Origin of the sequence: Morganella psychrotolerans (genome assembly GCF_965118875.1) — a bacterium.
In the GTDB taxonomy this organism is placed as follows: domain Bacteria; phylum Pseudomonadota; class Gammaproteobacteria; order Enterobacterales; family Enterobacteriaceae; genus Morganella; species Morganella psychrotolerans_C.
Map to the genome: position 1 here is coordinate 159,588 of NZ_CBCPJD010000001.1, position 15,911 is coordinate 175,498.

A 15,911-nucleotide genomic window follows, 5' to 3' on the forward strand; every position below is an offset into this window, starting at 1 on the left:
AAAACGCCGGTAAATACCGGCGTTTTTACTTTTTATACCCAATGTCATTCAGGTTACAGCCAACGAACCTGCAGTTTGAATGAATAAGGGAAAGCTTAAATAAGACCTTCCGCTTCCATTGCATCCTGCACATGCGGGCGGTGAGCAATTTTCGCCAGATAAGCCTGCAAATGCGGATAAGGCTCCAGTGAGAGATTCAGGTGTGGCACCCAGCCGGAGACAGTAAACAGATAGGCATCCGCCACTGTAAAACTGTTACCGGTGATATAAGGGCTTTTTGCCAGCACACTGTCAACATACGCAAATTTGCTCATCAGATTGCGGACAGCAATCGGGCGGTAATCCTCCGGCGTCTCTGTTGAAAAGAGCGGGCTGAAACTTTTGTGTACTTCGCTGGCGATATAATTGAGCCACTCAATCTGATGGTAGCGCTCCAGCGTCCCCGCAGGGGCAATAAGTTTGCGATCCGGTTTCTGATCGGCAAGGTATTGTACAATCGCCACGCCTTCCGTTAACAGTTGGTTATCACTGATACACAGTGCGGGCACCTGTCCTTTCGGGTTGATTTTCAGATAATCATCACCATTTTCTGTTTTTTTAGCTTTCAGATCGACACGGACCAGTGAAAAATCCAGCCCTGTTTCGCGCAAAATAATATGCGGAGATAACGCACAACTTCCCGGGGTATAAAATAATTGCATTGATTGCTCCTCAGTCAAAATGAAAGAACGGATATGGCGGTATGTAAGAAGTATAGACTGGTATTCACGGGGCATATGGATTTAGCAGGCGAATTTCTTACCGGTCAGAGCTATCTTTCCATATAATCACTACAGATTCAATATCCGGTAATACTTTATAATTCATTGTTACAAAACGATAAAAGGTGAAAAGTACATGAAAAAAATCCGTATCGGGATAGCCGGTTTGGGTGGCATAGCACAAAAAGCATATTTGCCGGTATTAGCCAAAACGGATGATTGGGTGCTGTCCGGCAGTTTTTCGCCAAATCAGGAAAAAGCCCGCCCGGTGTGTGATGCTTACCGGTTTACCTTGTTTCCTACACTGCATGCACTGGCAGAACAATGTGATGCGGTCTTTGTTCACAGCAGCACCGCAAGTCACTTTGCCGTCGTCAGTGAGTTACTCAATGCAGGTTGTCATGTGTATGTTGATAAACCACTTGCCGAAACCTGTGAGCAGTCAGAAGCCCTGGTCAGTCTGGCCGCAAAAAAACAACGGGCGCTGATGGTGGGATTTAACCGGCGATTTTCGCCTTTTTACCTGCAACTCAGAGAGTGTATTGCCGGAAAGGCTGCCTCTGTCCGTATGGATAAGCACCGCAGCAACAGTGTCGGTCCGCATGATGTCAATTTTACGATGACAGATGATTATCTGCATATTGCGGATACTTTACTCTGGTTGGGGCGCGACGGACAGGCCCGCCTGAAAAGCGGAAGCATACAGGTTAATGAACAAAATCAGTTGCTGTATGCGGAACATCATTTGCAGACCGCAGAAGGTGCCTGGCTGACAGCATCAATGCACAGGTGCGCTGCAAGTCAGCGGGAGCAGGTGAGTGTAACCGGACGTGATGGCTGCTATCAGGTGACAGACATGAACCACTTTCGCAGTGAAACTGCGGCAGGAATTCAGGAGCAGTACCCGGCGGCATGGGAGCCGGTACTGGTTCAGCGCGGTTTTGATGGAGCTGTGCGCCATTTTATTGATTCAGTTGCCAATCAGACAATGCCGTCAGTGTGTGGCGAAGAAGCGCTTTATGCTCAGCGGCTGACAGAGAAGTTACTGGCAGAATCGAACTCTGAAGGCTGAAACTCAGTGATTTTTAAGACAGATGATACCGATATCAGCAGGCGTCAGCGGGAAGCAGGCAAATAAACGAAAAGCATGCGCGTCATGGATGACGCGTATGAGCGTACACGGATGTATTTACAGCGTCTTTTCGTTTTGCCTGTGACCGCTGCGGCACGGAACGCTCAGAAAACACAGCCTCTGCATTGCAGAGGCTGGTTGTTTTATTTCAGTTCCAGCTCATTCATTGCCGCGATACTGAAACCGCCGTCAACGTGCAGAACTTCACCGGTGATCCCGCCCGCCAGATCAGAACACAGGAATGCCGCGGCATTACCCACATCTTCAGTGGTCACAGTGCGGCGCAGTGGTGTCACAGCTTCGCAATGGGACAGCATTTTGCGGAAATCTTTGATGCCGGATGCTGCGAGAGTACGGATAGGACCGGCAGATACGGCGTTAACACGGATGGTTTCTTTACCCATCGCATTTGCCATATAACGGACGTTAGCTTCCAGAGACGCTTTTGCCAGACCCATAGTATTGTAGTTAGGGATTGCGCGCTCAGCTCCCAGGTAAGAGAGGGTCAGCAGAGCAGAATGCGGGTTCAGCATACTGCGGCAGGCTTTTGCCATTGCCACAAAGCTGTAGGCGCTGATGTCGTGCGCAATACGGAAACCTTCACGGGTGACCGCATCTACATAGTCGCCGTCTAACTGGTCAGCAGGGGCGAAACCAATAGAGTGCACAAAACCATCAAATTTCGGCCAGACTTTAGCTAACTCAGTGAACAGGCTGTCAATGCTTTCATCTTCAGCAACATCACAAGGCAGGATGATGGAGGAATCCAGGGATTGAGCGAACTCTTCAACACGGGTTTTCAGCTTGTCATTCTGGTAGGTGAACGCAAGCTCTGCGCCCTGGTCGTGCATCGCTTTGGCAATACCGTAAGCAATTGATAATTTGCTCGCAACACCTGTGATCAGGATGCGTTTACCGGTCATAAAACCCATAGCAGTTTCCTTGTTTTTTTCATGTCATCCGCTGTCTCCGGAAACCGGGCAGGTGATGAGGTTGTTAAAAATCCGGGTGATTCTATCACGTAACCGGAAATTGTGGTGTATTTTGCCTGACTCATCAGAGAGTGGTTATTACTCCACATCCTGACGCCAGGCTTCGGCGGACAGCGCCTCACCGAAATGGCTGGTAATCAGTTTACGGGTCACATCATGCAGCGGAGAGGCAAGTACTTCAGCGGTATTGCCGCGCTCAACCACTTCCCCGTTATGCATTACCATGATCTGGTCGCTGATGTGTTTTGCCATGCCCAGATGTTGTGTCACATAAATATAGGCAATTTTTTGTGTTTCCTGAAGTTCCAGGATCAGATTGATTATCTGCGAACGCAGCGACATATCCAGAGAGGCCAGCGCTTCATCGGCAACAATCACCTCCGGTTGCAGGATAAGCGCACGGGCGAGAGCCACGCGCTGTTTTTGCCCGGATGCCAGCATATGCGGATAATAATCCGCATGATCAGGCAACAGACCTACCTGGCGCAGTGTGGAGTGAATACGCAGACGGCGCTGAGCGGCATCAAGATCAGTATTGAGGATCAGCGGCAGTTCCAGTATCTTCCCGATACGCTGACGGGGGTTCAGTGACGTAGCCGGGTCCTGAAAAATCATACGGATACGCTGGCTCCGGTAGCTGTAATCACCGTAAGTCAGTTTGTGTTTGTCTATCAGGATCTCCCCGCCACTCGGTTCTATCATGCCGGATAACATCCGCGCGAGTGTTGATTTTCCCGAACCATTCGCACCAGTGATGGCGAGTGTCTGACCGGGTTGCAGGGTAAAACTGACAGGTTTGACCGCCTGCCGGTAATGACGGCGGAAAAGTCCGTCGCGGTAATGAAAGGTTTTACTCAGATTTTTGACTTCCAGCAGAGGACCCGGCATTACACATCCTCCATATTCAGCGGGAAGTGGCAGGCAAAGCTGCGATTTTTTATGGTGCGCAGACGCGGCGCTTCAATGCACACTTTTTGTGCATACGGGCAGCGCGGTCCCAGACGGCAGCCGACCGGCAGGTGTTCCAGTGACGGGATCGCACCCGGTAATGTATTCAGCCGGCACTTGTGCGCAAGGGCTTTTTCAAAATCAGGTATTGCCCGCATCAGTGCCTGGGTGTAGGGATGGTGCGGCTTGAGCAGCAGATCTTCCGGCTCGGCGCTTTCCACGGTTTGTCCGCAATAGAGCACATGAATGCGATCCACCAGTTGGCTCATCATCTGCAAATCATGGCTGATAAGCAAAATGGTCATATTATTATTCTGATTCAGACGGGTGAGCAGGCGGAAAATCTGCGCCTGGGTATCCGGCTCCATGGCGTTGGTCGGCTCATCGGCGATCAGCAGGCGTGGCTGATTTGCCAGCGCGATGGCAATCATCACCTTCTGACATTCACCTTCCGTCAGTTCATAGGGATAATTGCCCATCACATCTTTATGATCTTTGATACCGACGCGGTGCAGCAGCTCAATAGCACGGCGCTTACGCCAGTTAAAACGCTGCCACCAGCGGCCTTTGTAAGTCCAGCCCGGAATTGCCTGAATCAGCTGTTTGCCGATATTTTCCGACGGATCAAGACAGGACTGCGGCTCCTGAAAAATCATCGACACATTGTGCCCGATCACCTTGCGGCGTTGGCGGGGTGTTAATTTCAGCAGGTCAATATCATTAAAACGGAAACGGTCTGCCGTGACGCGCAGGTTATCCTTGGTAACACCTGAAATTGCTTTGGCAATCAGGCTTTTACCAGAGCCTGACTCACCCGCCAGCCCGCGGAATTCGCCCTCGGTCAGGGATAATGTCACGCGATCCACTGCCTTTACCGGACCGGCGGCAGTCATAAATTCGATGGTTAAATTGCGGATATCCAGTAACGGCATTATTCCACCCCCGCATTAATCGCGCGCTGTAACCCGGTGCCGAGCAGATTGACCAGCAGCACACTGATGAGGATTGCCGTCCCGGGCAGAATCACCGACCAGGGCGCAACATAGATAAGCTCCAGAGAATCCCCGAGCATGGCTCCCCATTCCGGCGACGGCAGTTGTGCACCTAACTCCAGAAAGCCGAGTGCGGCAATATCCAGGATAGCAATAGAGAGGGCGCGCGTCAGTTCTGTTACTGTGACCGCGCTGATATTCGGCAGGACAGTACGGATAAAAATATTCAGGCTGGATGCGCCATCCAGGCGTGCGGCAATCACATACTCTTTATCCAGTTCATCATGCACCGCGATATAAATCATGCGCACAATACGCGGCAGCAGCGCCAGCGCCACCGCAATCATGGCGTTACTCAGGCTGGCACCGAAAAAGGCAACAACAATAATCGCCAGCAGCAGCGACGGGAGGGCGAGCAGAGTATCAAACATGTGATTAAATACAGCGGAGCGCAGGCCGTGTGTCATACCTGCCAGGCAGCCGATAACAATGCCGGATACCGCGACCGTCACTGTCACAAGCAGTGCGCCACCGAAAGTGGATTGTGTCCCGATCAGTATGCGGCTTAAAATATCGCGCCCGAGGTCATCCGTTCCCAGGAAAAAAGCGACATTACCATAATGTGACCAGGACGGCGGCAGTAACTGATAGCCGACAAACTGCTGGTCGAGCGCATACGGCGCAATATAGGGTCCGCTGATGGTCAGCACCAGCAGAAACAGTACACCATAAAACCCGATCATGGCCGGAATATCCGCCGTAAAATTTTGCCAGATAACCCGTCCCGGCGACGGCATCTGATCTTCGCGGTAGAGTTTATCTGAATGCATACCATTCCTTATGTTTCAGCGGGTTGGATATGGCACCCAGAATATCCGATACGATATTGACAATAATCACCATTGATCCCACCAGTATCACTCCGGCTGAAATCGCGGAAAAATCCTGCTGGCGGATAGCGGTTATCAGCCAGCGCCCGATACCCGGCCAGTTAAATACCACTTCTGTCACCATCGCCAGTGTCAGCATGGTGGAAAATTGCAGTCCGAGTTTAGGGATAACCGGGGGCAGCGCATTGTGCAACAGATGGCGGCGGATAATGGTCAGGCGGGATAATCCGCGGATAGCGGCGGCTTTAATATAGTTTTCATTGATAACATCTTCGGTACTGGTGCGCATCAGGCGGATAACTTCGGTCATCGGCGCAATAGAAAGCGTGAGCACCGGCAGCACCATGTGAGATAAAACATTGACAATCATCTCCCGGCGGTAAGGCGAATCAGACAGCCAGGCATCAACAATAGCGAAACCGGTAACCGGTGTTAAATCATACAATAAATCAATCCGTCCGGAGACCGGCAGCCAGTCCAGCCGCAGAGAGAACAGCAATGTGAGCAGCAGAGCCAGTCCGAATACAGGGATTGAAAACCCGACCAGTGCAAATGTACTGATGATGACATCAGCCGCTTTATTGCGCCAGACACCGGCAATAATACCGGCAGGAATGCCGATAACCAGCGCGAACAGAAAAGCCAGACCGCATAATTCAAGGGTCGGCGGCAGGGCGGACCATAACTGCTGACTGACCGGCTCGCCGTTAATCACCGAACTGCCGAAATCCCAGGACAGTAATCCGTTGTAATAAAACACAAGTGCATCTGTCAGTGTGGCACCGCTCAGGGGCGCATTCGCCGGAAAATAGCTCAGACTGAAACTGAGCAGTGACAGAAAGAAAAGGGTGATAAGCATCAGCAACAGGCGGCGCAGAATAAAGATGATCATGGCTTTTTCTCCGGCGTCACAGGTTTGTTTTCAATCACCGGCTTTTCAGCCTCTTCCCGGTAGACACCCGCAAACGAGGTATTACCGAAAGTACTGAGCACCAGCCCTTTGATATCATAACGGAATGCCTGTAAGCGCAGTGAATACGCCAGCGGCAGCACCGGCAGATCCTGCGCGAGTATCTGCTGCGCCTGATGATAATACTCAATCCGGCTGCCTAATTGTTGAGCCAGCAGCGCCTGATGAATAACATCATCAAATTCAGGTGAGCACCAGTGACTCAGATTGGTTTGAGAGCCAATCGCGGCACAACTGAGTAAAGGACGGAAAAAACTGTCCGGGTCATTACTGTCGGTCGACCAGCCGGCAAGCGTAATATCATGGCTGCGATCCATCAGGGTATTCTCCTGAAAACGCCCCTCGACCGGGCGGATATTCATTGTAATGCCGACCTGCGCCAGATCCGCCTGAATAAGCTCCGCCATTTTCAGCGGGCTGGGGTTATAAGACTGCGAGGCGGTCGGTACCCACAAATTCAGTGTAATACCACTCAGTCCGAGCTGTTCCAGCATGGCTTTTGATTTTTCCGGATTGTACTCCGTTACCCGCGCCTGATTATCATAAGCCCAGGAAACACGGGGCAGAATAGACGCTGCTGTTTCTGCCGTGCCGTAATAAATGGATTTCATCAGCCGTTCATTATTAATGGCATAGGCAATTGCCTGGCGTGCTTCCAGCTTATTAAACGGCGGTTTGCTGGTATTAAACGCCAGATAGGCGATATTCATACCCGGGCGCAGCATCAGACGCAGGCGCGGATCATCACGCAGCACCTGCAACTGGCTGGCAGCGGGATACGCCAGCACATCACACTCGCCGGTGATAAGCTTCGACATCCGTCCGGCACCACCTGCGCCGACATCCACCACCACTTCCTGCATCCGCGGTTTACCTTTCCAGTAGTTTTCATGGCGCTGCATCCGGACAAATTGTCCGCTCTGATAATCATCCAGATAGTATGGCCCGGAGCCGACCGGTTTCCAGTCAATCTGTTCCTGGCGCCGCGCTTTTTGCAGATTATCAGCGTACTCTTTTGAAAGCACCGGGGCGTAATGGGTGGCTAAATGCCACAAGAAAGAGGCATCCGGCGTGTTAAGTTTGATTTCCACCGTATGATTATTAATTTTGCGGATGGATTTCACATTGGAGGCGAACCGGAGACTATCAAAATAGGGATAACGCCCGCCGTTAACATAATGATACGGATTTTGCTTATCCACGATGCGGGAAAAACTGAACACCACATCATCGGCGGTTAATTTGCGTGTCGGGGTAAACCAGTCTGTGGTCTGAAATTCCACATCACGACGCAGATAAAAGCGGTAAGTCGCGCCGTTATCCAGCACAGTCCAGCGGGCGGCGAGTTCGGGGATCAGCCGGTAAGTATAAGGGTCAACATCCAGCAGGCGGTCATACAACTGTGCTGCGAGCGGTTCGACAATCAGCCCGCTGCTGACCAGCTGCGGGTTAAACGTACTGATGTTGCCATTGACACAATAGACAAAGCCGGTATCCCGGACTGGTGTCAGTGGTGCGGCCTGCACCACTGCCGGTTCAGGCGGGCGGGGTGTCTGTTGCGCAGGTGCGGCGGCAAAACCTGTTACGGGCAACAGCACCGTGCATGCCCTGATAATCCAATGGCGCATAAATAAATTACCGTTAATAATGAACGCCGTATTATATCGCAATTTGTGCGACTAACCAAAAACGGAAGCATTTAATCGGGCAAAAGGGCGTTTTCATTGCGATCAGACCCGGTTAATGCGTGTTTTTTCAGCAATCCGCGGAACTGATGATAAGTCAGATCCAACAGCCGGGCAGCCTCCCGCTGATTAAACTGAGTTTGATGCAGTGCGGCATTCAGCGCATCAGACTCCTGTGTATGTTGCCACTGTTTCAGGGAAAACGGCAGCGGTGGCAGGGGGTTTTCTGCGCCGGACTGCCCGCTTTGTGCAGTAACAGCGGTGACAAACGGATTGATAATAAGTGCTGCCAGCGGTACCGTGGTATCGCCCTGACGATAAAGTGAGCGCTCCACCACATTTTTCAGCTCGCGGATATTGCCCGGCCATGCATAATCCTGCATCTGCTTTATCGCGTGCGGTGAAAACCCGGCAAAAAACGACGTACCCATTTCCTGACACATTTGTACGGCAAAATGGTTTGCCAGTTCGGACAAATCACGCGGACGGCAGCGCAGTGGCGGAATAGTCACCACATCAAACGCCAGCCGGTCGAGCAAGTCCGCGCGAAAGTGTCCCTCTGCCGCGAGTGCCGGTAAATCGGCATTGGTCGCGCAGACTATCCGCACATCCGCTTTCAGTGTCTGCTGCCCGCCGACCCGCTCATACTCGCCATACTCAATGACGCGCAGTAATTTTTCCTGCACATTCAATGGCGCGGTACCCAGCTCATCGAGAAACAGTGTGCCGCCGTCCGCGCGCTCAAAACGCCCCTGATGGCGGCGCTGAGCACCGGTAAACGCGCCGGACTCGTGCCCGAACAGCTCGGAGTCGAGCAGATTATCGTTCAGTGCCGCACAATTGAGGGTAATAAATGGCTCATCCCAGCGGGGAGAGAGATAATGCAGACGATGTGCGAACAACTCTTTGCCGGTGCCGCGCTCGCCGCAAATCAGCACCGGGCGGGCAATTTTTGCCAGCCGCGAGATGTTCTCCAGTGCATCCATAAAGGTATTATCAATACCAATCAGCGTATCAGGGGTCTCATTCATCGTATTTTTTCATGGTTAATATGACCATTTAATGGTAAATAAGACCACTCTATCGCAAGTCGTGACAAAAGTGAAATTAATAAAATCAAGTAAAAACAGCAGATTAAAAAAATTCTCAGGGTTGGCACGCATCTTGTAATACTTAGTTTGTCAATTCATCATGACAACAACATTCAGCCCTGCGGGGCGGCCATTACAGATAAAAAAGGATACACATTATGGGAATTTTTTCACGTTTTGCCGATATCATTAATGCTAATGTCGCGTCACTGTTGGATAAAGCAGAAGATCCGCAGAAAATGATCCGCCTGATGATTCAGGAAATGGAAGACATGCTGGTGGAAATCCGCTCAACGTCTGCCCGTACTTTGGCGGAGCGCAAAAATCTGTCGCGTCAGATAGAAAACGGTGATCGTCAGGTTAATGAGTGGCAGGAAAAAGCAGAGCTGGCGATAACCAAAGGCAAAGAAGATTTGGCACGTGCTGCACTTCTGGAAAAACAGCGCGTTGCAGGGCATGTGGATACATTACGTCACGAATTGATTATTCTTGATGAAACAATTGCACGACTGAAAACTGAAATTAACGAGCTGGAGCAGAAACTGACTGAAACCCGCGCCAAACAGCAATCTATGGTGGTACGCCACGATGCGGCGAAATCGTCCCGTGCGGTACGCCGGCAACTGGACAGCGGCAAGATGGATCAGGCAATGGCGCGTTTTGATCAATTTGAAGCCCGTATCGACCATATGGAAGGCGAAGCGGCAAGTTATGGTCTGGGAAAAGAAAAGTCCCTGGAGCAGCAGTTTGCCGAGCTGAAAGCGGAAGATGAAATAAGCGCGCAAATAGCCGCTATCAAAGCACGACTTGAAAAAGACGAAAAGGGCGAATAAGGTCAGTAAAAGGCTTTCCTGAATTAATACCATTAAGGACAACAACATGGCATTTGTATTTTTAGGTATACCACTGACTATCTTTGTATTGTTTGTGCTGCCGATCTGGTTATGGCTGCACTACAACAGTCAGCGGGGAAGCCGGCCCGACGCATTTGACACCCGGCGTCTTACGGCGCTGGCGGAGAATTCACAACAAATGGAAGCGCGGATCAAAACACTGGAAGCGATTCTGGATGCGGAAAATCCGGGCTGGAGGCAATCATAATGGAATTTCAGTCTCGTAAACTGTACCGGTATCCGGATGAGGGCATGTTTCGGGGAGTCTGTGCCGGTATTGCTAACTATTTTGATGTACCGGTCTGGCTTATCCGTGTTATCGCGGTTGTCGCCACCTTTACCGGGTTTTTCTGGCTGACAATCACTATGTATCTCCTGTTCGGCATGATATTACCGGTTGTTCCGCAGGGTAATCACCGCGATGCGGGCGGACAAAGTGCCGCAGAACTACTTGAACAGGTGGAGAGCAGCCAGGCGCGGACAGAAAAGCGGATCCGTGATATTGAGCGTTATGTAACATCTGAGCAATTCACGCTCAACCGCCGGTTTCGTGATCTTTAATTATACCCTTATTCATTCAAACTGCAGGTTCGTTGGCTGCACTCAGCCAGCCGGGTCACATACTTATGTATGCTCCCCGTCTATCTTCCCTTGCCGCCTTCCTGCATCCTGAATGACGTCGGGTATATACTCGTTATACTTCAGGATGCCCGGGTGTTGAGTGTGTCGTCGCCTACATTTGGAATTATTCAGGGTATATATCAAAGTGATAATGCTATGAAATTAAAGAATAAACAGATTTTATTGCGTTTTGGTAAAACCGGGCTGCGTTTATTCACGTCTGCGGCACTGATGGCGGCACCTGCCGGTATTGCGGGGGCGGTGTTAAAATCAGTGACCCGTCAGCCGTTGCGCGGGCTTGTATTACTGGCTCTTGAGCCGGTACTGCGCGCCGGAATGGAAAAATTGACCCGTCATTTGCCGTGGGAGAAACATGAAACGACTGCAAAATGAGCTGAATGCCCTGGTAAACCGGGGGCTGGATCGTCATCTGCGTCTGGCGGTTACCGGGCTGAGCCGTAGCGGAAAAACCGCATTTATTACCTCGTTTGTTAATCAGTTACTCAATGTTCAGAGCGGTGCGCGGCTACCGCTGTTTTCTGCCGCCCGTGACGGACGTATTCACGGTGTGAAGCGTATCCCGCAGCGGGATTTGGGTGTGCCGCGTTTTGCCTATGATGAAGGGCTGGCGTCACTGTATGGCTCACCGCCTGACTGGCCGGTGCCGACGCGCGGGGTCAGTGAGATCCGGCTGAAACTGCGTTATCGCACGCAAGACAGCCTGCTGCGCCATTTTAAAGAAACCTCCACGCTCTATCTGGAGATAGTGGATTACCCGGGTGAATGGTTGCTGGATTTACCTATGCTGGAGCAGGATTATCTGACCTGGTCTGCACAGATGCAAACACTGCTCAAAGGGGAGCGGGGGCAGTGGGCAGAAACCTGGCTGGCGCTGTGCCGTCAGTTGGATCCTTATGCACCGGCAGATGAACAGGCGCTTGCCGCGATAGCGCAGGCGTACACGGATTATCTGCACCGCTGCAAAGCGGCGGGGTTTCATTTTATCCAGCCCGGCCGCTTTGTGCTGCCCGGTGATATGGCGGGTGCGCCCGGTTTACAGTTTTTTCCGTTTATCACAGATCAGATGCCGGATCAGACCCGGCTGAATAAAGCGGCGAAAAACAGCGTGCTCGGCATGCTGCGTGATCGTTATCAGTACTATTGTGACCATGTGGTCAAAGGATTTTATAAGCACTATTTTCAGCATTTTGACCGCCAGATAGTGCTGGTGGATTGCCTGACCCCGCTGAACAGCGGGCCGCAGGCGTTTAATGATATGCGCCTTGCGCTGACACAACTGATGCAGAGCTTTCACTATGGCAAGCGCACGCTGTTGCGCCGCCTGTTTTCGCCCTGTATCGACAAATTACTGTTTGCGGCAAGTAAAGCCGACCATATCACGGCAGATCAACATGCCAATCTGGTTGCCCTGCTACAGCAACTGACGCAATCGGCATGGCAGCAGGCAGCATTTGAAGGGATCAAAATGGATTGTATCGGGCTGGCGTCTGTTCAGGCGACAGAAAACGGCATGGTAATGCATCAGGGGGAAAAAATACCTGCCCTGAAAGGCATGCGCCTGGCGGATAACACGCCGCTGACATTCTATCCGGGAGAAGTACCAAAACGCCTGCCAGATGCACAGTTCTGGCAGCAGCAGGGATTTCAGTTTGAATCGTTCCGCCCGCTGCCGATGCGGATGGACACACCATTGCCGCATATCCGTATGGACAGTGCGATGGAATTTTTACTGGGAGATAAATTATCATGAATGAGCCGGTAAAATCACGGATAGACTTTGACGAAACGCCGCTGTCACCTGCACCACAGGAAGAACTCAAGCCTGCCCGTCAGTTTACGGATGCCGCAGATGTTGTATTTGAGCAATCAACTGCTATGCAGTCAGAACAGGACGCAGAAGGGGATGCGGAAGCCTTGCTGAACCAGGTTCTGAAACCGCGCCGCAGCCTCTGGCGTAAACTGATTTTTGTGGCAGGCGGATTGCTGGGGATCAGTGCGGTCGCACAACTTATTCAGTGGGTGAATGATGCATGGGCAGGCAATGACTGGACCGCCCTCGGCGGTATAGCGGCGACATTTTTGATCCTGATTGCGGGAGTTGGTTCGGTGCTGACAGAATGGCGGCGCCTGTACCGTTTGCGTCAGCGCGCCACCGAGCGGGAAGCAGCTTCCGCGTTGTTGCAAAGCCACCGCATCGGAGACGGGCGCGCATTTTGTGAAAAGCTGGCTGAGCAGGCAAATATTCCGTCGCATCATCCTGCATTACAGAGGTGGCAGAGTCTGTTACAGAGCAGTCATAACGATCGTGAAGTAGTGACATTGTACAGTCAGATTGTCCAGCCGGTGTTGGATGAACAGGCACGGCGGGCAATCAGCCGTTTTGCGGCAGAATCTGCGCTGATGATCGCAGTCAGTCCGCTGGCGCTGGTGGATATGGCGTTTATTGCCTGGCGCAATATCCGCCTGATAAACCGGGTCGCGGCGATTTACGGCATCGAACTGGGCTATTACAGCCGCTTACGTTTGTTTAAACTGGTGTTACTGAATATTGCCTTTGCCGGTGCTTCAGAGCTTATCCGCGAAGTGGGCATGGACTGGCTCTCCCAGGATATCACTGCACGACTCTCTGCCCGCGCGGCACAGGGCATGGGTGCCGGGTTACTGACTGCGCGCCTGGGTATCAAAGCGATGGAGTTGTGCCGTCCGCTTCCCTGGATTGAAAATGACAAACCCAAACTGATGGATTTTCGTAAGCAGTTGTTACAACAGCTTAAAAATGCCATTCCTAAAGGTAAAGCGCAGGAAAAAGCTATCTGACAGCCGGTTTACAGACCGGATGTGCATTTTGTGATGCCATCCGGTCTTATTATGCAGAAATCCGTGTTCAGTCACTGTTTTTTTTACTATGATCCCGTTATGCTCCTGAACGGGTGCGTTATCACCCTTCCCGGGCGATTTGTCGTCTGCACTGCATTACATCTCCTGAGATATCCTCTTTCTGGCTTATACGCATACGGAACCGCGATCACAGGGCGCATTAATTGTGTCAACTAATCGTGACAGTTTTCATTTTATACCGTAAAATCGGTTTCAATTAGCCGGAAAATAATAACTTAAGTGTAAATAGGATCGTAATGATGCGATTGGAAGTAATTTGCCAGGACCGAATCGGACTGACGCGGGAGTTATTGGATCTGCTGGTATTGCAAAATATCGACCTGAAAGGCATTGAAATTGCCCCGAACGGTCGGATTTACCTTAATTTCATGCAGATTGATTTTTCTGTATTTCAGTCCCTTATGGCTGAGATCCGCCGTATTCAGGGCGTGGTGGATGTCAGAACCGTTCATTTTATGCCTTCAGAGCGCGAACAACGGGCGATGTGGGTATTACTCGAGTCCCTGGAAGACCCGATTTTATCGCTGGATCTGCGCGGTAATATCGAGCTTGCCAACAGCGCGGCGTTGTCTCTGTTTGCCACCACAGAAGAGCGCATTCAGCAGCGGAATATCACCTATTATTTCAGCCAGTTTAATTTCAGCCGCTGGATTGAGCAGGATACCCCGTCTGTGCATAAAGAAACCCTGACACTCAAAGGGCACACTTACAGCCTGAATGTCACACCAATCAGCTTTGATGATAAAGACGATGCCTCTGCGGCTATCGGCGCGGTTGTTTTGTTGCGCGCGGAAAATAACACCGTAGCCGGACAAAAACGTCGTATGCAGGTAACTCACTCAGGCAGTTTTGATGATTTGGTGGCAAAAAGCGCCAAAATGCGCCATGTGGTTGAACAGGCACAGCGCATGGCAAAAATGGACTCCCCGCTGTTACTGGTCGGTGAAACCGGTACCGGGAAAGATGTGTTTGCCAAAGCCTGCCACCTCTACAGTGTGCGCGGCAGCCAGCCGTTCCTGGGACTCAACTGCGCCTCTATGCCGGATGATGTGGTGGAAACTGAACTGTTTGGTTACGCCGCAGGCGCTTACGCCAACAGCACCGAACCGAAAAAAGGCTTCTTTGAGCAAGCCAACGGCGGCACCGTTCTTCTGGATGAAATTGCAGAAATGTCATCACAGATGCAGATAAAACTGCTGCGTTTTCTCAATGACGGCACGTTCCGCCGTGTCGGGGAAGAGCATGAAGTAAAAGTGGATGTGCGGGTTATCTGTGCGACACAAAAAAATCTGCTGGAGCTGGTAAAAGAGGGGAAATTCCGCGAAGACCTTTATTACCGCCTCAATGTGCTGACGCTGACCATTCCGCCGCTGCGTGATCATCAGGAAGATATTCTTCCGCTGACCCGCGATTTGGTTAAGCGTTTTTCTGACGAGCAGGAGTGTGAAGAGCCGCGCCTTGCGCCGGAGCTGGGACCGTTTTTATGTGCCTATCACTGGCCGGGTAATGTCCGTCAGTTACGCAACGTGATTTATCAGGCACTTTCCTCACTGGAAGGTGCGCTGTTGCGCCCGCAGGATATTGTTTTACCGGAGCTGGAAGCAGAAATCGGTTTCAGTGAGGACATTCTCAGCGGCTCGCTGGATGATATCACCAAGCGTTTTGAGTGCTCGGTACTGACCCGTTTGTACCGCCACTATCCGAGTACACGTAAGCTGGCGAAACGGCTTAATGTCTCCCATACCGCGATCGCAAATAAGTTACGCGAATACGGGCTGAGCCGGGCGCGCGGCAGTGCAAAGAACAATGACAGTGATGAAGACGAAGAAGCCTGAGTTATCTGTGGTGTAAAAAGAACCCCGCACCATTTCCGGTAGCGGGGTTACCCTTATTCATTCAAACTGCAGGTTCGTTGGCTACGGCTCAGCCAGCCGGGTCACATACTGATGTATGCTCCCCGTCTATCTTCCCTTGCCGCCTTCCTGCATTCTGAATAACGTTGGGTATACATTATATA

Annotated in this window: 16 protein-coding genes; 8 read left to right on the forward strand and 8 right to left on the reverse strand. The window is 51.4% G+C overall.

The genetic code is table 11. The features are described from left to right. Positions 1–95: 95 nt before the first annotated feature. The gene (gstA, locus tag ACMHKJ_RS00755; RefSeq protein ID WP_413491577.1) at positions 96–701 is read right to left on the reverse strand and encodes a glutathione transferase GstA; all 606 of its coding nucleotides are present in this window, start codon (positions 699–701) and stop codon (positions 96–98) included. A 196-nt stretch (positions 702–897) separates the two neighbouring features. Here gstA and ACMHKJ_RS00760 point away from each other — a divergent pair, with 196 nt between their 5' ends. Beyond that, positions 898–1,833: a Gfo/Idh/MocA family protein gene (locus ACMHKJ_RS00760; protein WP_413491578.1), complete on the forward strand. Its 936-nt coding sequence runs from the start codon at positions 898–900 to the stop codon at positions 1,831–1,833. A gap of 203 nt (positions 1,834–2,036) precedes the next feature. Here ACMHKJ_RS00760 and fabI read toward each other — a convergent pair whose 3' ends face one another. The 7 genes from fabI to pspF form a co-directional block, all read right to left on the reverse strand. After that, a complete protein-coding gene (gene fabI / locus ACMHKJ_RS00765) occupies positions 2,037–2,825 on the reverse strand; it encodes an enoyl-ACP reductase FabI (RefSeq protein ID WP_067398687.1) in 789 nt (262 codons plus the stop codon). A gap of 138 nt (positions 2,826–2,963) precedes the next feature. Then, positions 2,964–3,773 (reverse strand): putrescine export ABC transporter ATP-binding protein SapF, encoded by an 810-nt coding sequence (gene sapF / locus ACMHKJ_RS00770; RefSeq protein ID WP_413491579.1) that lies wholly within the window; start codon positions 3,771–3,773, stop codon positions 2,964–2,966. Continuing rightward, positions 3,773–4,765, reverse strand: coding sequence for a putrescine export ABC transporter ATP-binding protein SapD (sapD, locus tag ACMHKJ_RS00775; protein ID WP_413491580.1), 993 nt, complete (start codon positions 4,763–4,765; stop codon positions 3,773–3,775). Before sapD ends, sapF begins: the two co-directional genes overlap by 1 nt. Continuing rightward, entirely contained in the window at positions 4,765–5,655 is an 891-nt protein-coding gene (gene sapC, locus ACMHKJ_RS00780; RefSeq protein ID WP_413491581.1) for a putrescine export ABC transporter permease SapC, read from the reverse strand. The genes sapD and sapC overlap by 1 nt, the downstream gene beginning before the upstream one ends. Further along, positions 5,642–6,607, reverse strand: a complete 966-nt coding sequence (sapB, locus tag ACMHKJ_RS00785) for a putrescine export ABC transporter permease SapB (protein ID WP_413491582.1) — start codon at positions 6,605–6,607, stop codon at positions 5,642–5,644. Before sapB ends, sapC begins: the two co-directional genes overlap by 14 nt. Next, on the reverse strand, positions 6,604–8,313 hold the full coding sequence (gene sapA, locus ACMHKJ_RS00790; RefSeq protein ID WP_413491583.1) for an ABC transporter substrate-binding protein SapA: 1,710 nt from the start codon (positions 8,311–8,313) through the stop codon (positions 6,604–6,606). The genes sapB and sapA overlap by 4 nt, the downstream gene beginning before the upstream one ends. Before the next feature lie 71 nt (positions 8,314–8,384). Beyond that, complete coding sequence (gene pspF, locus ACMHKJ_RS00795; RefSeq protein ID WP_413491584.1) at positions 8,385–9,401, reverse strand: phage shock protein operon transcriptional activator; 1,017 nt, start codon at positions 9,399–9,401, stop codon at positions 8,385–8,387. 218 nt (positions 9,402–9,619) lie between these two features. On the opposite strand from pspF, the gene pspA reads away from it, so the two are divergent. The 7 genes from pspA to tyrR all read left to right on the forward strand — a co-directional run bounded on the left by pspA (position 9,620) and on the right by tyrR (position 15,729). Further along, positions 9,620–10,294 carry a phage shock protein PspA gene (gene pspA / locus ACMHKJ_RS00800; RefSeq protein ID WP_067420720.1) on the forward strand — a complete coding sequence of 225 codons (675 nt, stop codon included), beginning with the start codon at positions 9,620–9,622 and terminating at the stop codon, positions 10,292–10,294. Positions 10,295–10,340: 46 nt separating this feature from the next. Further along, positions 10,341–10,562, forward strand: a complete 222-nt coding sequence (gene pspB, locus ACMHKJ_RS00805) for an envelope stress response membrane protein PspB (protein ID WP_067362988.1) — start codon at positions 10,341–10,343, stop codon at positions 10,560–10,562. Next, positions 10,562–10,915, forward strand: a complete 354-nt coding sequence (gene pspC / locus ACMHKJ_RS00810; RefSeq protein WP_413491585.1) for an envelope stress response membrane protein PspC — start codon at positions 10,562–10,564, stop codon at positions 10,913–10,915. The genes pspB and pspC overlap by 1 nt, the downstream gene beginning before the upstream one ends. A gap of 216 nt (positions 10,916–11,131) precedes the next feature. Then, positions 11,132–11,368, forward strand: a complete 237-nt coding sequence (locus ACMHKJ_RS00815; protein ID WP_413491587.1) for a phage shock protein PspD — start codon at positions 11,132–11,134, stop codon at positions 11,366–11,368. Next, on the forward strand, positions 11,349–12,746 hold the full coding sequence (locus ACMHKJ_RS00820; protein ID WP_413491588.1) for a YcjX family GTP-binding protein: 1,398 nt from the start codon (positions 11,349–11,351) through the stop codon (positions 12,744–12,746). Before ACMHKJ_RS00815 ends, ACMHKJ_RS00820 begins: the two co-directional genes overlap by 20 nt. Next, positions 12,743–13,813, forward strand: a complete 1,071-nt coding sequence (locus tag ACMHKJ_RS00825; RefSeq protein WP_413491589.1) for a YcjF family protein — start codon at positions 12,743–12,745, stop codon at positions 13,811–13,813. Before ACMHKJ_RS00820 ends, ACMHKJ_RS00825 begins: the two co-directional genes overlap by 4 nt. A 320-nt stretch (positions 13,814–14,133) precedes the next feature. Beyond that, positions 14,134–15,729 carry a transcriptional regulator TyrR gene (tyrR, locus tag ACMHKJ_RS00830; RefSeq protein WP_413492090.1) on the forward strand — a complete coding sequence of 532 codons (1,596 nt, stop codon included), beginning with the start codon at positions 14,134–14,136 and terminating at the stop codon, positions 15,727–15,729. Positions 15,730–15,911 lie beyond the last annotated feature (182 nt).